The 21,138-nt window shown below is 72.6% G+C and carries 14 protein-coding genes; 4 read left to right on the top strand and 10 right to left on the bottom strand.

Annotated features, from left to right (window positions below; all coding sequences use genetic code 11):
- Positions 1-8 precede the first annotated feature (8 nt).
- Complete coding sequence (dxr, locus tag NI25_RS10880; RefSeq protein WP_061442272.1) at positions 9-1,265, bottom strand: 1-deoxy-D-xylulose-5-phosphate reductoisomerase; 1,257 nt, start codon at positions 1,263-1,265, stop codon at positions 9-11.
- Between the two features lie 215 nt (positions 1,266-1,480).
- On the bottom strand, positions 1,481-3,430 hold the full coding sequence (locus tag NI25_RS10885) for an acyl-CoA dehydrogenase family protein (protein ID WP_061442273.1): 1,950 nt from the start codon (positions 3,428-3,430) through the stop codon (positions 1,481-1,483).
- Between the two features lie 291 nt (positions 3,431-3,721).
- Here NI25_RS10885 and NI25_RS10890 point away from each other — a divergent pair, with 291 nt between their 5' ends.
- On the top strand, positions 3,722-4,735 hold the full coding sequence (locus NI25_RS10890; RefSeq protein ID WP_061442274.1) for a LacI family DNA-binding transcriptional regulator: 1,014 nt from the start codon (positions 3,722-3,724) through the stop codon (positions 4,733-4,735).
- 58 nt (positions 4,736-4,793) lie between these two features.
- On the opposite strand, the gene NI25_RS10895 is transcribed toward NI25_RS10890, so the two are convergent.
- The 6 genes from NI25_RS10895 to NI25_RS10920 are packed head-to-tail and all read right to left on the bottom strand — an operon-like array spanning position 4,794 to position 13,484.
- On the bottom strand, positions 4,794-5,516 hold the full coding sequence (locus NI25_RS10895; protein ID WP_061442275.1) for a glycoside hydrolase family 12 protein: 723 nt from the start codon (positions 5,514-5,516) through the stop codon (positions 4,794-4,796).
- A gap of 38 nt (positions 5,517-5,554) precedes the next feature.
- The gene (locus tag NI25_RS10900) at positions 5,555-7,795 is read right to left on the bottom strand and encodes a glycosyl hydrolase family 95 catalytic domain-containing protein (protein ID WP_061442276.1); all 2,241 of its coding nucleotides are present in this window, start codon (positions 7,793-7,795) and stop codon (positions 5,555-5,557) included.
- Positions 7,792-9,762: a beta-galactosidase gene (locus NI25_RS10905; protein ID WP_061442277.1), complete on the bottom strand. Its 1,971-nt coding sequence runs from the start codon at positions 9,760-9,762 to the stop codon at positions 7,792-7,794. Before NI25_RS10905 ends, NI25_RS10900 begins: the two co-directional genes overlap by 4 nt.
- Complete coding sequence (locus NI25_RS10910) at positions 9,762-10,736, bottom strand: carbohydrate ABC transporter permease (RefSeq protein ID WP_061442278.1); 975 nt, start codon at positions 10,734-10,736, stop codon at positions 9,762-9,764. Before NI25_RS10910 ends, NI25_RS10905 begins: the two co-directional genes overlap by 1 nt.
- Complete coding sequence (locus tag NI25_RS10915; protein WP_061442279.1) at positions 10,733-11,770, bottom strand: ABC transporter permease; 1,038 nt, start codon at positions 11,768-11,770, stop codon at positions 10,733-10,735. Before NI25_RS10915 ends, NI25_RS10910 begins: the two co-directional genes overlap by 4 nt.
- A 28-nt stretch (positions 11,771-11,798) precedes the next feature.
- On the bottom strand, positions 11,799-13,484 hold the full coding sequence (locus NI25_RS10920; RefSeq protein WP_061442280.1) for an extracellular solute-binding protein: 1,686 nt from the start codon (positions 13,482-13,484) through the stop codon (positions 11,799-11,801).
- Positions 13,485-13,815: 331 nt separating this feature from the next.
- On the opposite strand from NI25_RS10920, the gene NI25_RS10925 reads away from it, so the two are divergent.
- Positions 13,816-16,668 carry a glycoside hydrolase family 3 C-terminal domain-containing protein gene (locus NI25_RS10925; RefSeq protein ID WP_061442281.1) on the top strand — a complete coding sequence of 951 codons (2,853 nt, stop codon included), beginning with the start codon at positions 13,816-13,818 and terminating at the stop codon, positions 16,666-16,668.
- A gap of 52 nt (positions 16,669-16,720) precedes the next feature.
- Here the strand turns inward: NI25_RS10925 and NI25_RS10930 are convergent, their stop codons facing one another.
- Both NI25_RS10930 and NI25_RS10935 read right to left on the bottom strand, forming a co-directional pair.
- Positions 16,721-17,398: a response regulator gene (locus NI25_RS10930; RefSeq protein ID WP_061442282.1), complete on the bottom strand. Its 678-nt coding sequence runs from the start codon at positions 17,396-17,398 to the stop codon at positions 16,721-16,723.
- A complete protein-coding gene (locus NI25_RS10935; protein ID WP_061442283.1) occupies positions 17,395-18,645 on the bottom strand; it encodes a sensor histidine kinase in 1,251 nt (416 codons plus the stop codon). The genes NI25_RS10930 and NI25_RS10935 overlap by 4 nt, the downstream gene beginning before the upstream one ends.
- Positions 18,646-18,787: 142 nt before the next feature.
- Here NI25_RS10935 and NI25_RS10940 point away from each other — a divergent pair, with 142 nt between their 5' ends.
- Positions 18,788-19,918: a glycosyltransferase 87 family protein gene (locus NI25_RS10940; protein ID WP_061442284.1), complete on the top strand. Its 1,131-nt coding sequence runs from the start codon at positions 18,788-18,790 to the stop codon at positions 19,916-19,918.
- On the top strand, positions 19,915-21,129 hold the full coding sequence (locus tag NI25_RS10945) for a glycosyltransferase family 4 protein (RefSeq protein WP_061442285.1): 1,215 nt from the start codon (positions 19,915-19,917) through the stop codon (positions 21,127-21,129). Before NI25_RS10940 ends, NI25_RS10945 begins: the two co-directional genes overlap by 4 nt.
- The last annotated feature ends 9 nt before the right edge of the window (positions 21,130-21,138 follow it).

The following is a 21,138-nucleotide window of genomic DNA, read 5'->3' on the forward strand; positions in this document are numbered from 1 at the left end:
CAGGGTCGTCATGCACGGGCCTCCGCCGTCTGTGCCGCCAGTTGCCGGGCCCGGGCGCGTGCCCAGGTCTCCGCTTCGAGGACGTCCGCGACGGTGAGCGAGGTTCCCGTACGGGGGGTGCCGTGCTCCTCGACCACCCGCGTGACGGTCTCCATGATCCCGAGAAACGGCAGCGCGCCGGAGCGGAACGCCTCGACGCACTCCTCGTTGGCGGCATTGAACACCGCCGGGGCCGTGCCCGCGAGCTGTCCGACGTGCCGGGCCAGGTTGACGGAGGGGAAGGCCTCGTTGTCCAGCGGGAAGAACTCCCAGGTCGAGGCCTTGCTCCAGTCGAAGGCGGGCGCGGCGTCGGGGACGCGTTCGGGCCAGCCGAGGCCCACGGCGATGGGCCCGCCCATGTCGGGGGGCGTGGCGTGGGCCAGGGTCGATCCGTCCGTGTACTCAACCATCGAGTGGACATACGACTGCGGGTGCACGACCACCTCAATGCGGTCGAAGGGAATGTCGTAGAGCAGGTGGGCCTCGATCACCTCCAGGCCCTTGTTGACGAGGGTCGCGGAGTTGATCGTGATCACCGGGCCCATGGCCCAGGTGGGGTGGGCGAGCGCGTCCTCGACGGTGACGGCCGCCAGCTCGTCCCTGGTCCGGCCCCGGAACGGGCCGCCGGAGGCGGTGACGACCAGCTTGCGCACGTCGGCGCGGGTGCCGGCGGCCAGCGCCTGGAAGAGGGCGGCGTGCTCGGAGTCCACCGGGATGATCTGCCCCGGCTTGGCCAGCGCCTTGACCAGCGGGCCGCCGACGATGAGCGACTCCTTGTTGGCCAGCGCGAGGGTGCGGCCCGCCTCCAGGGCGGCGAGGGTGGGCGCGAGTCCGATGGAGCCGGTGATGCCGTTGAGCACGGTGTGGCAGTCGGAGGCGGCGACCTGGGTGGCCGCCTCCGGTCCGGCGAGGATCTCGGGGAGCGGCTCGCCCGTCCCGTACTGGGCGGTGAGCGCCTCCCGCAGCGCCGGTACGACGTCCTCGCGGGCGACGGCGACGGTCCGCGCCTTCAGCCGGTACGCCTGCTCGGCGAGGAGGGCGACCCGGCCGCCGTTGGCGGACAGGGCGGTGACCCGGAAGCGGTCCGGGTTGCGCAGCACGAGGTCGATGGCCTGGGTCCCGATCGACCCGGTGGACCCGAGGATCACCACGTCCTTCGGGCCGTCGCCCGCCACCGGGTCGTAGACGAGGTGGGGGTCGGCGAGTGGGGCTGGACTGTCGCTCATCCCCCCATTGTGTCCGCAACGGCCCTCCGGGAGGACAGCGCGTCCCTCGGTCGGGTGTCGCGCGACCGCCCGCTGGAGCCCCCGGTCGGTCCCCCACGCCCCGGCCCCCGCCGGACGGGGCGGGAACCGGCCGGCGGCGGACCGTCCCGCGTGGCCCTCCGGCGCCGCGGGCCGAGGCCCCGGCGCCGGAGGTGACCGCCGGTGGGCCGGGCCGGTCAGCCGATGGCGCGGCGGACGTTCTCCTTCGTGCTGGCGCCCGGTGTCGCGTCCGCGATCCACGGACCGTCGCCGGACGGGTCGACGACGCCCTGCTCCAGCCACTCGTACGCACCGCCCAGCACGCCCTTGACGACCTTGCGGTCCAGGTCGTCGGTGTTGGTCCACAGGCGGCCGAAGAGTTCCTCGACGCGGATGCGGGACTGGCGGCAGAAGGCGTCGGCGAGCTGGTAGGCCTCGCGGCCGTGGTCGCCCTCGGCGCGCAGGTGCTCGGCGCGTACGCAGGCGGCGCTCATCGCGAACAGCTCCGCGCCGATGTCGACGACCCGCCCCAGGAAGCCCTGCTTGGTCTCCATCCGGCCCTGCCAGCGGGACATGGCGTAGAAGGTGGAGCGGGCGAGCTTGCGGGCCGTGCGTTCGACGTAGCGCAGGTGGCCGGAGAGGTCGCGGTGGCCGGAGGGGTGGAAGTCGGCGTACGAACGCGGGAGCTGTCCCGGTCCGGCGACCAGCTTCGGCAGCCACTTGGCGTAGAAGACGCCGGCCTGCGCGCCCGCCTTCGCCTTGTCGGAGAGGGTCTTGTCGGGGTCGATCAGGTCGCCGGCGACCGAGAGGTGGGCGTCGACGGCCTCGCGCGCGATCAGCAGGTGCATGATCTCGGTGGAGCCCTCGAAGATGCGGTTGATCCGCAGGTCCCGCAGGAGCTGCTCGGCGGGGACCGCGCGCTCGCCGCGTGCTTCGAGGGAGGCCGCGGTCTCGAAGCCCCGGCCGCCGCGGATCTGGACCAGTTCGTCGGCCATCAGGCAGGCCATCTCGGAGCCGTACAGCTTGGCGAGGGCCGCCTCGATGCGGATGTCGTTGCGGTCCTCGTCGGCCATCTGGGAGGAGAGGTCCAGGACCGCTTCGAGCGCGAAGGTCGTCGCCGCGATGAAGGAGATCTTGGAGCCGACCGCCTCGTGCAGCGCGACCGGCTTGCCCCACTGCTCGCGCACCGCCGACCACTCGCGGGCGATCTTCAGGCACCACTTGCCGGCGCCGACGCACATCGCGGGCAGCGAGAGGCGGCCGGTGTTGAGGGTGGTCAGGGCGATCTTGAGACCGGCGCCCTCCGGACCGATGCGGTTGGCGGCGGGCACCCGGACCCGGTGGAAGCGGGTGACGCCGTTCTCCAGGCCGCGCAGGCCCATGAAGGCGTTGCGGTTCTCGACCGTGATGCCCTCGGAGGCGGCCTCGACCACGAACGCCGTGATGCCGCCCTTGCCGCCCTCCGACTTCGGGACGCGGGCCATGACCACGAGCAGGTCGGCGACGACGCCGTTGGTGGTCCACAGCTTCACGCCGTCGAGGACGTAGTCGTCGCCGTCCCGGACGGCCGTGGTGGCCAGTCGCGCCGGGTCGGAGCCGACGTCCGGCTCGGTCAGCAGGAAGGCCGAGATGTCGGTGCGGGCGCAGCGCGGCAGGAAGGTGTCCTTCTGCTCCTGGGTGCCGAACATCTTCAGGGGCTGCGGCACGCCGATCGACTGGTGGGCGGAGAGCAGCGCGCCGATCGCCGGGTTCGCGGAGCCGACCAGGGCGAGGGCCTTGTTGTAGTAGACCTGGGTCAGGCCGAGGCCGCCGTACTTGGTGTCGATCTTCATGCCGAAGGCGCCCAGCTCCTTCAGCCCGGTGATCACGTCGTCGGGGATGCGCGCGTCGCGCTCGATCACCGCGCCGTCGATCTTCGTCTCGCAGAAGTCCCGCAGTTTGGCGAGGAACTCCTCGCCCCGCTGGACGTCCTCCTCGGCGGGAAGCGGGTGGGGGTGGATGAGGTCGAGGCGGAAGCGTCCGAGGAAGAGTTCCTTGGCGAAGCTGGGCTTGCGCCAGTCCTGTTCCCGGGCCGCCTCCGCGACCTGGCGGGCCTCACGTTCGGTGACGGTGGGTCGGGAGGAAGAGGGGGTGGGTGGTGCGGACATGAGGCTCACCTCGTCACGATTCGCCCTGCACGAACTGGCGGACGTACGTTACTTGTCGGTGCTACTCGATCGTATGTACCCGATCCCGGGCGACCCGGCCACCCTTCGTGCGGCCGTTCGGCCGATACTGCGTGGGGAGGGCGGAAGAGAGAAACGCGGGAAAGGAGCCTGTCGAAGCGCTTCGACACGCTATGGACAGCCATCCTCGCTGCGGCTACTGTCGAACCACCCTCACCTACACCCATTGGTCCCGCGCGCTGTCGAAGCGCTTCACATAGCTTGGAGAGCTGGATGGTCACCCTCGCCGAGGTCGCCAAGCACGCCGGAGTCTCGGCCAGTACGGTGAGCTATGTCCTCAGCGGCAAGCGGTCCATCTCCACCACCACCCGGCAGCGGGTCGAGGAGAGCATCCGGAAGCTCGGCTACCACCCCAACGCGGGCGCCCGCGCCCTGGCCAGCAGCAGGTCCAACATCATCGCCCTCATGATCCCGCTGCGCACCGACATGTACGTGCCGGTGATGATGGAGATCGCCATCGCGGTCGCGGCCGGCGCGCGCACCCACGGGTACGACATCCTGCTGCTCACCGGCGAGGAGGGCCCCGACGCGGTGCGCCGCGTCACCGGCAGCGGTCTCGCCGACGCGATGATCCTCATGGACGTCGAACTGGACGACGAGCGGCTCCCGCTGCTGCGCGGCACCCACCAGCCGTCCGTGCTGATCGGGCTCCCCGCCGACACCGAGGGCCTCACCTGCGTCGACCTCGATTTCCGGGCGACCGGCGCGCTGTGCGTGGAGCATCTCGCGCGGCTGGGGCACCGCGACATCGCCGTCATCGGCGAGGCCGCCGCCGTCTACGAACGGCACACCGGCTTCGCCGAGCGCACCCTCGACGGTCTGCGCACCCGTGCGCGGGAGCTGGAACTGCGGCTGCTGCACCGGCCCTGCGAGGGCGGGTACGACGCGATGGCCGTGACGCTGGCCCGCATCTTCGACGAACGCCCCGGCACCACGGGCTTCGTCGTCCAGAACGAGTCGGCGGTGGAGCCGCTGCTCGCCCTGTTGCGCCAGCAGGGCCGGGCGGTGCCGGAGGACGTGTCGGTGGTCGCGGTCTGCCCCGAGGAGGTCGCCACCCAGGCCTCCGTGCGGCTCACCTCGGTCTCGGTGCCCGCGCAGGAGATGGGCCGGCGGGCCGTGGAGCAACTGGTCGCCAAGCTCGACGGCCGCGGGAGCGACGAGGTCGTGCTGCTCGCGCCGGAGCTGACCGTCCGGGCCAGCTCCGGACCGGCGCCCGTCCGGCCGTAGCGCCCTGCCGGCCCCGGAGGTCCGCCCGCGCACCACGACGGTGCGCGGGCGGTCCCGCTCAGCCGCCGCTGACCGTCAGGCGGTCGGTGCGGAAGTCCAGTCCGCCGGCGGACGAGGTGATCTCGTAGCCGAACTGCACGTCTCCGATGGTCTCGTCGCCCATCCAGCCCTTGGTGTCCTTGATCCACTTCAGGATCGGAAGGATGTTCACCGTGCCCGAGTCCGAGTCCGAGGTGCGCAGGAACGAGAAGACCTCGTTGGCGCCGTTGTCCCCCTTGTAGACGTTCCAGGTGTGGCCGCCGAGGCTGACGGTGCCCTGCGAGGTGCCGAGGGGGCCGACGGCTCCGTGGTGGTTGACCCAGAGCATGATCTCGTAGTCGTAGTCCGTGTCCCAGATGTCGTACGACGTGTTGTAGGCGCCGGACGACGGGACGGTGACGTCGTAGCTGCTGGTGAGCGAGGAGAGGGCGGAGATCGGCTTGTCGATCACCTTCTTGGCGTTCGGGTAGGACTTGATGCCGCCCGTGTCGGGGTGGTCGGCCCACACTCCCCAGTTGGTGCCGGAGTTGGCCCACACGCACTGGCTGCCGGCGCCGGAGCCCCAGATGTTGTTGTAGAGGGTGTAGCCGTTCAGGGTGGTGTTGCCCCACTGGTCGCAGGTGTTCCAGACGGCGGCCTGGGCGGGGGCGGAGGCCAGGCCGACGGTGGCGCCGAGCGCGAGGGCCGGCGCGAGGAGAGCCGTCAGCGTGCGGGTGCGGGTGGTGCGCGTGCGTGGTGCCATGGCGTTTCCTTCCATGGGTGGGGGGAGGTGCGCGGGTGTTACCGCGTCCTGACGCTGATGACGCGGTCCTCCCCGGCGACGAGGTCGAGCGGTTCGGCGCCGGAGGGAGTCCGGAGTTCGATGCGGTGGCTGCGGTGCGGGCGCAGAACGGCGGTCGCGCTGCCGTCCGGGGCCCAGGTGAGGTCGAGTGACGCCCCGAACCGGGTGCGTACGCCCCTGAGTTCGCCCCGCGGGCAGGAGTCCGGCAGGGCGGGCAGCAGGACCAGCCGGCCGGGGGCGGACTGCACGAGCATCTCGATGAGCACGGCGGGCAGGGCGTGGGCGGCGTCCGCGTTGTAGACGTCGCGGTGGGGGTAGTGCGCGCTCATCAGGGAGGCGTGGAAGTAGTCCCCGTCGAGGACTCGTCCCAGGGCGTGGGCGACCCGGGCGCCGTCCCTCAGGCGGGCCGCGACCAGGGCGTGGTGGAGGTGGCCATGGGCGGAGTCGTTCTCGGCACCGCGCAGTTCGAGGGCACGGAGCGCGGCCTCGGCGAGGTCGGGGGTGTCGTACGGGTTGATCTCGTCGAGCGGCCAGACGGCGTAGAGGTGGCTGAGGTGGCGGTGGTCGTAGGTGTCCGCCAGGCCGGGCCACGCCCACTCCGCGAGGGCGCCGTCGGCGTTGACGCGGTGCGGGGGGAGACGGTCGGCGAGGGCGCGCAGGCGGTCGGCGTGCTCGGGCCGGCGGTCGGCGGCGGTCAGCAGGGCGTGCCGGGCCGCTGAGAGGTCCATGGCCGCGTTGAGGGCGCCCCAGCTCGCGTTCGCGGGGCGGTTCTCGGGCGAGTAGGAGGGGACGACGACCAGGTGTCCGGCGTCGTCGGTGCGGGTGAGGAAGTCCTCGTAGAAGAGGGCGGCTTCGGCGAGCGCGGCGGTGGTGCGGGGGTCGCGCGTGCCGTAGGTCTCGTCGTGGTCGACGAGGGGACCCAGCAGCCAGTCGGCGCCCGCGGTCCACAGGTGCAGGGGGTACTCGCGGCTGAAGTGGTACGTGTGGCCGCACTCCCCGTCGGTGTGGGAGGGGGCGACCGCTCCCCGGGCGCCGAAGATCTCGCGGGCGTTGTCCCGCCAGTGCGGGAGCTGGCGGTGGACCAGGGCGGCGTGGGCCTCGGTGACCTCGGGGAGGGCCGCTGCGGCGGCGGAGGCGGTCTGGAGGTTGAGGTTGGCGTTGGTGGTGAAGGCGCCGGACCAGGCGGTGTTCCAGTCGCCGGTCCACAGGCCGGTGAGGCGGGGCGGGAGCAGGCCGCTCGCCGACAGCAGGTGGTAGCGGCCGGCGGCGAAGAGGCGTTCCAGCAGGGCGGTGCTGTGCGGCCGGGCGAGCAGCTCCGAGCCCGGCAGGGCGCGTTCGGCGGGGTCGGCGGCGAGGTCGAGGGTGACGCGGTCGTAGGCGGTGCGGTGGTGGGTCAGATGCCGGGCGAGGAGGTCGTCGTACGCGGCGGAGCAGGGCGCCGGGTGCAGGGCCGCGTACGGGGCCACGGGCAGCAGGGCACGCAGGGCGCGGCTCTCGGCGACCGTGTCCAGCTCGCCGGTGTGGCGGTGCACCCGGGTGAGCAGCAGCACCTCGGTGGCGCCCTCGACGAGGACGCCGGGCGGCACGAGCCTCGTGGTGCCGCCGGTGACGGCGGCCAGGGTGACGCCGGTGTAGGCGAGGTCGCTGCCGGGGTAGCGGGCGCGCAGGGTCAGCAGGGCGCCCTCGGGCGTGAGGACCGCGCCGTGGCCGATGCCGAGTCCGGCGGGGGCGCCGGGGAGACGGGGGTCGAGGGACAGGTCGAGGGTGAGGTGCGGGGCGGTGACGTGCTGGACGATCACGTCGTCGGCGCGGGAGACGAAGACGCGGCTGGTCCAGCCGGCGCGGGTGGCGGTGGTCTCGCCGGTGGTGAAGTCGACGGCGCGGCGGTAGGGAGCGTCCGTGCCGTCGGGGGACGGTCTGTTCAGGCGGAGCTGGAAGGCCGGGTGGAAAGGGCGTACCCATTGCAGGGGGCGGCCGTCCGAGAAGTCCTCGGCGGCCGCCCGGTCCCCGGCCAGCAGGCGGTCCTGGAGGGCGGGGAGTCGGGCGGCGAGGGCGGGTGGGCGGCGGTGCTCGTCGTCGCCGCCCGGGCGGACGAGGGTGTGGTGGGTGACGATCACCCGGTCGGCGTCGGGATCGCCGTGCACGAGGGCGCCGTGGTGGCCGTTGCCGGTCAGGAAGGCGTCCTCCCAGCGGTCGGCGGGCTCGGGCTCCCAGGTGCCGTGGACGGGGGTGGCGCTCACGGTGTCAGCACCGCCGCGCCGTAGCGGCCGAGGGTGATCCGGTCGGTGGCCGTCGTCCCGGTCAGCAGGTCGTGGTGGGTGCCCGGGAGGTCGACGGTGACCGGCTCACGGCCGTGGTTGAGCAGGAAGAGCAGGTCGCCGCGCAGGACCGCCTCCACGCCGTCCGGGCGTGCGTCGAGCACCGGCCGGACACCCGCGCCGGCGGCGACGCGGGCCAGCAGGGCGCGCAGCGCGTCCGGCTCGGGGAGCGTGGAGACGTACCAGGCGCGGCCCTTGCGCAGCACGGCGGGCAGTCCGTCGAGTTCCCCGCCCCTGTACGGCACGGTCTCGTCGGCGGTGCCGTCGGGCTCCAGTTCCTCGGACCACAGGGTGCCGCGCAGGCCGCCCTCGCACTCGGCCCGCTCGCCGGGCCGGAGCGGCCACCACTCGTGCAGCGTGCGGATGCCGAACAGCTCGCGCAGCCGGGCGTCCATGGCGCCGGGCCGTATGCGGTCGTCCTCGTCTGCGACTCCGGTCAGGAAGCCGCAGACGAGGGTGCCGCCGCCGCGCACATACGCGAGGAGGTTGTCGACGGCCGCGTCGGTGAGCAGGTAGAGCTGCGGGACGACGACGAGGCGGTAGCGGGTCAGGTCGTGGTCGGGGTGGGCGAAGTCGGTGGTGAGACCGGCCTGCCAGAGCGCGCGGTGCCAGGCACCGAGGACCTCCGGGTAGTCGACCTCGCGGGAGGGCCGGGCCTCCTGGTCGCCGGCCCACCAGGAGTGCCAGTCGTGCAGCACGGCGACGTCCGCGACGACCGGGCTGCCGGTGACGTGCGGCGCGATCCGGGCCAGGTCGGCGCCGAGCTCCTTCACCTCCTGGTACGTACGTCCCCGCTCACCGGCGTGGGAGACCATCCCGGAGTGGAACTTCTCCGCGCCCTGCCGGGACTGCCGCCACTGGAAGCAGCAGACGGCGTCGGCACCGCGGGCCACCGCCTGCAGCGACCAGAGGCGATGGAGCCCGCGCGGCTTGGGGTGGTTCACGCCACGCCAGTTGACGGCTCCGGCCGCCTGTTCCATGAGCATCCACGGGCCGCACGCCTGGGAGCGGGTCATGTCCTGGACGAGGGCGCCGTGCTGGGCGCCGGACGGGTCGCGCGGGTCGGGGTAGAGGTCGACGGAGACGACGTCCTCCTCCTCGGCCCAGCGCCAGGCGTCCTGTCCCGCCCACAGCGGCATGAAGTTGGTGGTGACCGGCAGGTGCGGGGTGTGGCGGCGGACGATGTCGCGCTCGGCGGTGAAGCACTCCAGGAGCATGTCGGAGGTGAAGCGCCTGAAGTCGAGGACCTGCGCCGGGTTCTTGAGGTAGTGGGTGCGGCGGGCCGGCAGGATCTCCGCCCAGTCGCCGTACCCCTGGCTCCAGAAGGCGGTGCCCCAGGCGGTGTTGAGGGCGTCGAGGGTGCCGTAGCGGCCCCGCAGCCAGCGGCGGAACCGGGTGGCGGCCTCGTCGCCGTGGTCGTAGGTGCAGTACTCGTTGTTGATGTGCCACATGGTGAGGGCCGGGTGGTCGGCGTAGCGCGCGGCCAGGGCCTCGGTGATGGCGGCGGCGTGGCGGCGGTAGACGGTGCTGGAGTGCGAGAAGTGCTGCCGGCCGCCCCACCACTCGGTGCGGCCGTCCTCGTCGCGGGCCAGGGTGTCGGGGTGCAGGTGCCCCAGCCACGGCGGGGGCGAAGCGGTGGGGGTGGCGAGGACGACGCCGACGCCGGCCTCGTGCATCAGGTCCATGAGGCGGTCGAGCCAGGTGAAGTCGTGGACGCCGGGGCGCGGTTCGAGCCTGGACCAGGAGAAGACGCCGAGGGTGACGGAGTTGACGCCGGCGGCCTTCATCAGGCGGACGTCCTCGGACCAGGTCTCCTCGGGCCACTGCTCGGGGTTGTAGTCGCCGCCGTAGAGGATGCGGCCCCGGGTGGCGTCGGACAGGTGCGGCATCAGCCCTTCACCGCCCCGGTGAGCATGCCCTTCTTGAAGTGGCGCTGGACGAAGGGCGACAGGACGGCGACCGGCAGCAGGGCCATCACCATGACGGCCATCTGCACGGCGAGTCCGGACAGCTCACCGGTCTTGATGGCCTGTCCCAGACCGACCGGCGCCTCCTGCTTCTGCACCAGCTGGATCATGACGTTCTGCAGGGGCAGCATGTCCTGGTCGTTGAGGTACAGGGAGGCGTTGAACCAGGCGCTCCAGTAGCCCACGGCGTAGAACAGGGTGATCACCGCGACGACCGCGCGGGACAGCGGCAGCACGATCTGCCACAGGATGCGCAGGTCGCCGGCGCCGTCGATGCGGGCGCTGTCGATCAGTTCCTGGGAGATGCCCATGAAGAAGCCGCGCAGCACCAGGATGTTGAAGACGCTGATCGCGCTCGGCAGGATCAGCGCGAGGTAGCTGTCGGTGAGGCCGAGGGACTGCACCAGCAGGTAGGTGGGAATCAGGCCCGCGCTGAAGAACATGGTGGCGAGCAGCACCATGAGGATCCAGCGGTGGCCCAGCGAGCCGCTGCGCGAGAGTCCGTAGGCGCACAGCACGGACACCGCCATGGAGAACAGGGTGCCGACGAGGGTGATGCCGATGCTGACGAGCGCGGCGCGGGTGACCTGGCCGCCGCTGAGCAGTTCCTGGTAGGCGACGAACGTGAGGTCCTTGGGGATCATCACCAGGCCGCCGGCCTCGTCGATGGTCTTGCGGGTGGACAGGCTGGTGACGATCACGATCCACAGCGGGAAGAGGATGCCCAGGCAGGCCAGGAGCAGCACGAGCCCCTTGCCGGCGAGTCCGGCGCGGCTGGGCTTCTCCTCCCACACGGGGCGGGGCGGGGCCGCCCACCGGCGGGGCTGGCGCGCCGGCTCGCCGGCCGCGGGTGCCGTCGCCTCTCCTACGGCGGTCGCTTCGGGTACGGCGGTCACTTCTTGTACACCCCCTGCTCGCCCATGAGGTGGGCCACCTTGTTGGCCGCCAGGACCAGGCCGAGGCTGATGACGCCCTTGACGAGACCGGCGGCGGCCGCGTAGCCGAAGTCCTGGTTGCGTACGCCGTTCCACCACACGAAGGTGTCCAGGACCTCCGCTGCGCCGGGTCCCACGGCGCCGCGTTGCAGGAGGATCTGTTCGAACCCGACGGTGAGGGCGTCGCCGACGCGGAGCACGAGGAGCAGGGCGACGACCGGCCGCAGGGCGGGCAGGGTGACGTGCCACATGCGGCGCCAGCGGTTCGCGCCGTCCATCGCCGCCGCCTCGTACAGGTCGGGGCTGACCGAGGCGAGGGCGGCGAGGAAGACGATGATCCCCCAGCCGGCGTCCTTCCACACGCTCTGCGCGGTGATCAGGAACTTGAAGGTCTCGGGGTCGGTCATGATGTCGAGCCCGTCGTACCCGTGCTGCCGCAGCAGCTGGGAGAGGAGCCCGGCACCGCCGAGGAGCTGCTGGAAGACGGCGACGACCAGCACCCACGAGAAGAAGTGCGGCAGATAGAGGATGGCCTGCGAGATCGCCCGGACCCGGGGCCTGACCACGCTGTTGATGAGCAGCGCGAGCAGGATGGGGACGGGGAAGTACAGCAGGAGCTGGAGGACGAAGAGCACGAGGGTGTTCTGGACCGCGTTCCAGAAGGCGGAGTCCTCGAAGATCCGCTGGAAGTTCTCCAGGCCCACCCACGGGCTGTGCAGGATGGAGACGACGCCGTTGTCACTGAGGTAGGGGTCGTACTCCTGGAAGGCGACGACGTTGCCGAGGATCGGCACGTAGTTGAAGACCAGGAGCAGTACGACGGCCGGCAGGGTCATCAGCAGCAGGACGCGGTCGCGGCGGAACCTCAGCCGCAGGCTGAGGTTGCCGGTGGGCGGCCTGTCGGGAGTCCCGGTGTCGCCGCCGTTCGCCTTCGGAGGGTTCTTCTTGCCTTCTTCGGCCTCGGTGTCGGTCCGAGGCACCGTGCTGTGGGACACGGCGGGTTCTCCTTGCCTCGGTACCTGGTCAGCCGGCCGCCGATCCGTTCTCGTCGAGAATCTTCCGGTACCAGTCGCGGAGCTTGTCGCCGCCCTTGCTCTTCCAGTCGGAGACGGCCTGCTGCACGTCGCTGATCTTCTTGCGGCCGCGGACGACGTCGTCCTCCAGCTGCTCGAAGTCGTTGGACAGGTTGGTCCAGCGGGCCGGTTCGGTGATCTGCATGCCGTAGAACGACGGCTTCCTGGTGACGGCGCCCATGCGCTGCTGCCACTCGACCTGTCCCTTGGCGACCTGGGGGAAGTCGGGGTGGGCGATGGTCGCGGCGGGGCTCGCCACCATCACGTAGGCGTTCATCACGTCGATGTTGCCCTGGTCGGTCTTGGTGGGGACGCCGTCCTGGACGGTGTAGTGGGTGCCCTCCACGCCGTAGTTGGTGGCCATGTACTCCTTGGTGCCGTACGGCGCCGCGGTGACGTTGGCGACGGCCAGCACGTCGCGGATCACGGCCTCGGAGGCCTTCTTGTTGACGAAGGCGAAGATGCCCGCCGGGTTCTGCGCCCAGAGCGTGGGGGCACCCCCGTCGTGACCCCAGACGTCCATGCCCCAGATCTCGAACTCCGGATTCTGGGTGGCCTGTTCGGCGGTGCGGCTCCACCACTGCGACATGTCCTGGTTGTAGATCAGGAACTCGCCGGCGGCGAACTTGGGCCCGGGGTCGGCGGCGTTGGACTTGCCGAGCTTGGCGTCGGGGTGGACGACGCCGGCCGCGAACAGCTTGCGCGTCCATTCCAGGGCTTCGAGGTACTCGTCGGTCTCGATGCGGTAGACCAGCTTGCCGTCGACCTCGTTCCAGCCGAGGGACTTCTCGTTGCCGGAGAGCACCCCGAAGGCGTTGAAGGCGGTCCACTTCATGTCCAGGCAGGCCCAGCGCTTGGCCCTGGCGTTGGTGGCGTCCTTGGCCAGGGACATGAACTCGGCGCACGAGCGCGGGACTTCGTAGCCCTGCTTCTCGAAGATGTCCCGGCGGTAGAGCGGCACGATGCCGGTGACGTAGGAGGAGGGCATGGGCAGGCCGCGCAGCTTGTCGCCGAAGATGGAGCGCTGCCAGGCGTCGGTGGGGATCGCGGCGAGATTCGGGTACTCCTTGACCGCGTCGCCGGAGAGGTAGGGGCCGAGGTCGGCGAACTTGCCGATGATGGCGCTGGGGATCTTGCCGGTCATGTTCCAGCCGGGCACGACCACGACGTCGGGCACCTCGCTGGAGGCGAGGACGGCGCCGAGCTTCTGGTCGTAGGTGTTGCCGTCCTGGTTCTGCCAGACCACGTCGACGCCGATGAGGTCGTTCATCGCCCGGTAGTAGGCGTTGTCCTCCTTGGGCGGGGATCCCCAGAAGGGCGACATGACGGTGACCTTGCCGCCCTTGCCGAGCTTCTTCGGCACCGAGGTCTTCAGGTCCGCCAGGTCGAGCTTGCCGGTGAAGCCGACCGCGGAACCGTTCTTGCTGGGGATGTCGGGCGCGACCACGTTGCTCGCCACGTACGCCGGGAGGATCTTCTCGGCGTCCTTGCCCGACGTGGTGCCGTCACGCGAGCCTCCGTCGGATCCGCCGCAGGCGGAGAGCAGCGGCACCCCTCCGGCCACCGCTGCGGTGGCGACCGCGGTGGAGGCGAGGAAACTTCTCCGGCTGGGACCGGAGGCGGCGTTCGGCGTCATGTGCGTCAACCCTTCGTGCCTTCGTGGCGCACCGGACACCCGACGGCGGCCGTCGGGTGCGGTGTCTTGAGGGAACTGGGACCAGTTTGTGTCGAAGCGCTTCGATGTTGCAGCGAGGTTAAGTTAACCCCCCAGGGGGCACAAGGGTCCGTCCCCAAGATTCCTGCTCGGCGCCACGGCGAGAGGTCTCGACCACACTCCTCCTTGCCATACCGAACTTGGGCCCGAGCAGGGGCGGGATTGAGCGCGATGTCTTGACACTTACCCAGGGCTGCACAGAGCATCGAAGCGCTTCGACGTCCTACCCGCTCCATCGCAAGGGGACCTCCACGTGACCGCACCCACGCCGCCGTTCCGTGATCCGCGACTGCCGTTCGCGAAGCGCGTCGACGACCTGATGTCGCGGCTCACGCTCGACGAGAAGACCGCCTTCCTGCACCAGTTCGCGCCCGCGGTCGAGCGTCTGGGCATCGCCGCCTTCCGCACCGGCCAGGAAGCACTGCACGGCGTGGCCTGGATGGGCCCGGCGACCGTGTTCCCGCAGGCCGTGGGGCTCGGCGCCACCTGGAACGAGGATCTCGTGCGCCGGGTCGGCGAGGCGGTGTCCAAGGAGGCCCGGGCGATGCGCGCGCGGGACGAGCGCGTCGGCCTCAACGTCTGGTCCCCGACGGTGAACCTGCTGCGCCACCCCCTGTGGGGCCGCAACGAGGAGGGCTACTCCGAGGACCCGAAGCTGACCTCCGCCATCGCCACCGCCTACACCCGGGGGCTGCGCGGCGACGACCCGGTGTACTGGCGCACCGCGCCCGTCCTCAAGCACTGGCTCGCGCACAACAACGAGACGGCGCGGGACACTTCCTCCTCCTCCGTCCGCCCGCGCGTACTCCACGAGTACGACCTGCGGGCCTTCCGCGAGACGGTCGAGGCGGGCGCGGTGGCCGGGGTGATGCCGGCCTACAACCTGGTCAACGGGCGCCCCAACCACCTCTCCCCCCACCTCGGCCGGCACCTGCGCACCTGGACGGAGGAAGACCTGCTGGTCTGCTCGGACGCGGGCGCGCCCTCCAACCTGGTCGACTCGGAGCACTACTTCGACACCCACGAGGAGGCCACCGCCGCCGCGCTGCGGGCCGGTGTGGACAGCTTCACCGACCACGGAACGGACTCCTCGAAGATCGTCGCGCGGGTGCGGGGCGCCCTGGAACGGGGTCTGCTGACGGAGGCGGACGTGGACGCGGCGGTGCGGCGGCAGTTGTCGGTCCGCTTCCGGCTCGGCGAGTTCGACCCGGAGCACGACCCGTACGCGCAGGTGCGCGACTTCGACACGCCGGAGCACCGGGCGCTCGCCCGGGAGGCGGCCGAGCAGGCGATCGTCCTGCTCAAGAACGACGGCGTCCTGCCGCTGGCCCCCGGCACCCGCGTCGCCGTCGTCGGACTGCTCGCCGACGAGTGCAAGCTCGACTGGTACAGCGGCACGCTCATCCACCGCTCGACCCCGCTGGAAGGCCTGTACGAGCGGTTCGGCGCCGATCGCGTGAGCTTCGCCGAGGGCGTGGACCGGGTCAGGCTGCGCACGGCCGACGGCACGTTCCTGCACGTCCTGCCCTCGGACGACGCACCCGACGGGGCGCACGGCACGGAGGGCGCCCTCGACCCGGCGCTGCTCGCCGGCCGCACCGACCTGCCGCCCCTGACCACCGACGCCACCGGCACCGAGCTGGCGATGATCGACTGGGGCGAGGGCGTGCTCACGCTGCGCGCGCCCGACGGCCGCTATCTCTCGGTCGCCGAGGACGGCTACGTGCGCGCCTCCGCCGACCAGCCCGGCGGCTGGATCGTGCAGGAGACGTTCCGGCTCGAACCGCACGCTGACGGTCACCTCCTGAGGCACACGGGAACGGGTCGTCCGGTCCAGGTCGCCGCCGACGGCGTGAAGGTTGCCGCGGACACCGGAGAGACCACCGCCGTCCCGGACGCCGCGGTCTTCGAGGTGGTCGTCGCCGAGCGCGGCGAGGACGCGGTGACGCGGGTGGCGTCGGCGGCGGACGTGGTCGTCGTGGTCGCGGGCAACGACCCGCACATCAACGGCCGCGAGACCGAGGACCGTACGACGCTGCGCCTGCCCGGCCAGCAGGAACGGCTGCTGCGCGCGGCCCGCGCCGCCAACCCGGCGACCGTGCTCGCGCTGGTGTCCGCCTACCCGTACGCGGTCGACGCCGACTCCCTCCCGGCGGTGCTGTGGACCGCGCACGGGGGCCAGGCGGCCGGCACCGCACTGGCCCGGGTCCTCGCGGGGGACGTCTCCCCGGCGGGCCGGCTCCCGCAGACCTGGTACGCCGACGACGCCGACCTCGCCGGCCTCCTCGACTACGACGTGATCGGCGGCCGCCAGACCTACCTGTACTTCGAGGGGACGCCGCTGTTCCCCTTCGGGCACGGCCTGTCCTACGCGTCCTTCGGTTACGCGGACCTGGCGGCGGAGGCCGGAGACGGGACGGTGTCCGTGTCCTTCACGGTCACCAACACCGGTGAGACGGCCGCGGACGAGGTGGCCCAGCTCTACGTCCGTGCCGAGGCCCCGTCGGTTCCGCGTCCGCGCCGCGAGCTGCTTGCCCACCGCCGGTTCACCCTCGCCCCGGGCGCCTCGACGCGGGTCGCCTTCGAGGTCCCGCTGTCCGCCCTCGCGTTCTGGGACGTCGCGCACGGCCGGTGGCGGCTGGAACCGGGCCCGTACGCCCTGCTGGTGGGCGCCTCCAGCGAGGACGTGCGGCTGTCGACGACCGTCACCGTCGACGGCGAGCCGGCCGCACCGCGCCCGGTCGGCGAACGCGGCCTGGAGGCGGCCGACTTCGACGAGCAGAGCGGCACGGAGATCGTCGACCGGACGAAGGCGGCGGGTGACGCGGTGATGCCGACGGCCGGAGGGACGGGCGAACTGCTCTACCGCTCCTGCGACTTCGGCGCCGGTGTGACGCGGACGACCCTGTCGGTCGCGGGCACCGGCACCGTCGAGATGTCCCTCGACGGAGGGCCGTGGACGGCGGCACCCTCGCCGGCCGCGCCGACCGCGGGGCCGTACGACTACACGGAGCTGGACGGCGCCTTCACCGCCGGGGGCGTCCACGACCTCCGCATCAGACTGCGCGGCTCACTGCGGCTCGCGCACGTCGGCTTCTCCGGTTGAGGGTCCGGAGAGGTCCGGCACGGGGACGGGGCCCGGTACCGGTGGCCAAGAGCTACCGGCCCCGGGCCCCCGACTCGTGTCCCGCTCGGACCAGGCCCAGCTCGTAGGCGACGATCACCGCCTGGGCGCGGTCGCGCAGCTCCAGCTTGGCGAAGAGCCGGTTGATGTGGGTCTTCACGGTGTGGTCGGTGATGGTGAGGTGTGCCGCGATCTCCGCGTTGGACAGGCCGCGCGCGATCAGGGTCAGCACCTCCGTCTCCCGGGCCGTGAGGTCGGCGGCCGCGGGGACGGGCAGCCGCGAGCCGCGCGCGTGCACGAACTCGGCGATCAGCCGCTTGGTGATCTCCGGCGACAGAAGGGCGTTGCCGCTCGCCACCACCCGTACCGCGTGCAGCAGTTCGGGAAAGGTGGCGTCCTTGAGCAGGAAGCCGCCCGCCCCGGCCGCGAGCGCGTCGTAGACGTACTCGTCGAGGCCGAAGGTGGTCAGCATCAGCACCTTCGTCGCGCCGCCGGAGTCGGCCAGGATCTCGCGGGCCGCGTCGATGCCGTTCTTGTGCGGCATCCGGATGTCCAGGAGCGCGAGGTCGGGCCGGGTGTCGCGGGCCGCCCGCACCGCCTGCGCCCCGTCCTCCGCCTCGGCGACGACCTCGATGTCCTCCTGGGTGGCCAGGAGGTTCACGAAGCCGGTGCGGACGACCGCCTGGTCGTCGGCGACCAGTGCCCTGATCACGCGCTGCTCCCTTGCTCGTCCCCCATCGCTCGCCCGCTCCCCCACGGCAGCTCCGCCTCCACCAGGAATCCGCCGTCCGGTCCCGCCCCCGCACTGAGCCGGCCGCCGACCAGGGCGGCCCGCTCCCGCATTCCGGTCAGGCCGTGCCCCGTGCCGCCGGCGGAACGGGAGCCGGACCCGGCCCCGGTGCGGGGACCGTCGTCGCGGACGCGGAGGGTGAGCAGCCGGTCGGCGCCGTAGTCGACCTCGACCACGGTACGGGCGCCGGGGGCGTGCTTGCGCGCGTTGGTCAGCGCCTCCTGCGCGATCCGGTAGGCGGACAGCTCCCACGCGGCGGGCAGCGACACCCGCTCGCCGGTGATCCGCAACTCGGCCGTGCCGCCCACCGCCCGGTGCTGCTCGACCAGTTCGGGGAGATGATCGAGCGTGGGCTGCGGCGCGGTGAGGGTGGCGGGTCCGGTGTCGCCCTGGGGCGTGCGCAGGACGCCGAGCAAGCGGCGCAGTTCGGCCATCGAGGAGCGGGCGGTGCCGGCGATCTGCTGGAAGCCGTCGCGGGCCTCCGGGGTGAGTCCGGGCGTGGTGTACGTGGCGCTCTCGGCCTGGACCGCGATCATCGACACCGAGTGGGAGACGATGTCGTGCAGTTCGCGGGCGATCGCGGCGCGTTCCGCCTCGGCGGCCTGCTGCCGCTCCATGGCGATCAACTTGGCCTGCGCCAGACCGCGTTCGATGCGCGTCTCCTCCCGGGAGCGGACCGCGTCGCCCATCATCACCGCCCCGAAGACGACCACGGTGAGCAGGAACGACTCGGCGAAAAGGCTCAGCGACCCCTTCTCCCACAGCGCCGGCACCGGCAGGTCCATCCGCGACCAGGTGTTGATGTGGACCAGGTTGACGCACAGCGCGCCGAGCGCGCCGCCCGCGACGGTGAGGGCCGGGTGCAGCACCCGGTTGCGGCCCAGCGAGTAGCAGCCGGTCAGCCCGCTCACCATGATCGAGACGTACAGGTTGACGTCGCCGGCGAAGCCGATCAGCCCCGCCGCGACCGTGAGCATCGCGACGGGCGGGAAGGAGCGCCGCCACATCAGCGAGGCCGCGGACACCAGCGCTCCGAGGGTGGTGGTCACGCCGCCCGGAATGGCGATCAGCTCCACCACCGCGCCCGCCGTCACGGCGCCGCCGGTGATCCAGGGGTAGGCGGGTGCCGCGATCCAGTCGCGCAGCCGCTGTTGGGGCGACGTCCTCATCCCCCCATGATCCCGGCCGCGGCCGAGGCGCGCGTCACCGCTCGGGTGGAGTCTCAGTGCGGATGTCGTACCACGGGTTGAGTCCCGGGTGCGGAGCCTCGGTTGACGCCCTGCGACCTGCGGATTCCTAGCGTCGACGGACATGGGGAAGACCTTTGGGGAACGAGTCGCCGGGTGCGTGCCGCGCCCCGTCGAACGGTATGCGTGGGCCGGGTGCGCGGTGGCGGCGACGGGCTTCGCCCTGGTCTCCGGCCCGGCGACGCACCGGGTGTGGGGATGGTCGGCCGGGGCGGGGTACGCGCTCGCGGCGCTCCTTGCCTCGGGGCCCGGGCCGCTCCGGGCGGCTCGCGCGGCGGCGGTCGCGGGGGCCGCGGTACTGCCGCTCGTCGGCCTGGTGGCGGCGGGGCTCGGGCAGTCCGAGGTCGCCGTGGTCGAGCGCTCCGGGCGGCTGCTGGCCGCCACCGGGAGCCCGTACGTCACGGCCCCCGCGGCCGTGGGCGACTTCAACCCCTACCTGCCGGGGATGGCGCTCTTCGGCGTCCTGCCGGGTGATCCGCGCTGGTGGACGGGGGGCGCGTTCGTCGGGGCCCTCGTCGCCGCCGGAGTGCGCCGTGTCGGACCGCTGCTCGCCTGCCCCCTGGTCGCGCTGCCCCTCGCGGTGGGCGGCGTCGACCTGCCGGTGGCCGGACTGATGTGCCTGGGCCTCGCACAGGCCGGGCGGGGCCGCCCGGGCGGGGCCGGCCTCGCGCTCGGAGCCGCCGCCGCCCTGAAGTGGACCGGCTGGCTCGCGCTGCCGGTGGCCCTGGCGCTGATCGCCGTACGGCAGGGCGGCCGGCCCGCGCTGCGGTGTGCGGGCACGTGCCTGGGTACGGCGTCGGCGGTGGTCCTGCCCGTCGCACTCACCGATCCCGCGGGCTTCTTCCGGAACGTCGTCGCCTTCCCGTTCGGGCTCACCGCCACCGCCTCGCCCGCCGACAGCCCGCTGCCCGGTCATCTGCTCGCGGCGCACGTACCCGGCGGCACGGTGATCGCGCTCGCCCTCCTGACGGTCGGCGCACTGCTGATCGGCGGCTCGCTCGCGCTACGCCCGCCGGAGACGCTGCGCGCGGCGGCCGGGCGGCTCGCGCTCGGTGTGGGCCTGGCGACGGTCCTGATGCCGGCGACGCGCTTCGGCTACCTGGTCTACCCGATGGTCCTGGCCGTCCTGGCCCACGGGACGGTGCACCGCGACACCGGCGTCACCGGCCGCACCGTCGAGAGGAACGCCGCATGACGGACGACGCCCGCACCCGGGGCCGCACGCTGATCGTCACCAACGACTTCCCGCCCCGGCAGGGTGGCATCGAGACCTTCGTCCGGGAGCTGGCCGATCGCTTCCCGCCCGACGAGGTGGTCGTCCTCACCTCCACGCCGACGGCCACGGCGGACCGCGACGCCCGCTTCCCGTACCCGGTGATCCGCGACCCGGCCCGCACCCTCCTGCCCACCCCGCGCGCGACCGAGCACGCCGCGGAGGTGGCCCGCCGGTACGGCTGCGACCGGGTGTGGTTCGGCGCGGCGGCGCCCCTCGCGCTGATGGCGGGACGGCTGCGCCGTACGGCGGGGATCCGCACCGCCGTCGCCACCACCCACGGCCACGAGGTGTGGTGGGCCCGCGTGCCGGGACCCCGGAGCCTGCTGCGCCGCCTCGGCGCCCGGGTGGACACGCTGACCTGGCTGGGCGACAGCACCCGGGGCCCGATCGAGGCGGCCCTCGCCCCCGGCACCCGCACCGCCCGCCTGGTCCCCGGCGTGGACACCGGGGCCTTCCACCCGGCCGTCGACGGCACCCCGGTCAGGACGAGGTACGGCCTGGGCCACCGCCCCGTGGTCCTCTGCGCGGCCCGGCTGGTCCCGCGCAAGGGCCAGGACACCCTGATCAGGGCGCTGCCCTGGGTGCGCAGGGCGGTGCCGGACGCCGTACTGCTCCTGGTCGGTGACGGTCCCCACGGCTCCGGGCTCCGGCAACTGGCGCTGCGGGAGGGCGTTCTGGACGCGGTCTTCTTCGCCGGCGGCCATCCCCACCACGCGCTCCCGGCGTTCTACGCCGCCGCCGACGCCTTCGCGATGCCCTGTCGTACGCGCAGGGCCGGTCTGGAGGTGGAGGGCCTGGGCATCGTGTACCTGGAGGCCGCCGCCTCCGGGCTGCCGGTCGTCGCGGGCGACTCGGGCGGCGCCCCCGACACGGTGCTCGAGGGCGAGACCGGGTACGTCGTCGACGGCCGTTCGGTCGCGGCGACGGCGGACCGGCTGATCAGGCTCCTGCGCGATCCCCGGCTCGCCCGGGCCATGGGCGAGGAGGGGCGCCGCCGGGTGCGCGCCGAGTGGTCCTGGGACCACTCGTACGCGACGCTGCGGCACCTGCTGGCGGGGCGTACGGCGGGCTGCCGCACGGTGGGGCCGCGGCCTCCGCACGCGCACCGGCCGACGGCCCCCGGCACCTGACGGGGGAGT

This window comes from Streptomyces sp. CCM_MD2014 (genome assembly GCF_000772045.1).
Classification (GTDB): domain Bacteria; phylum Actinomycetota; class Actinomycetes; order Streptomycetales; family Streptomycetaceae; genus Streptomyces; species Streptomyces salinarius.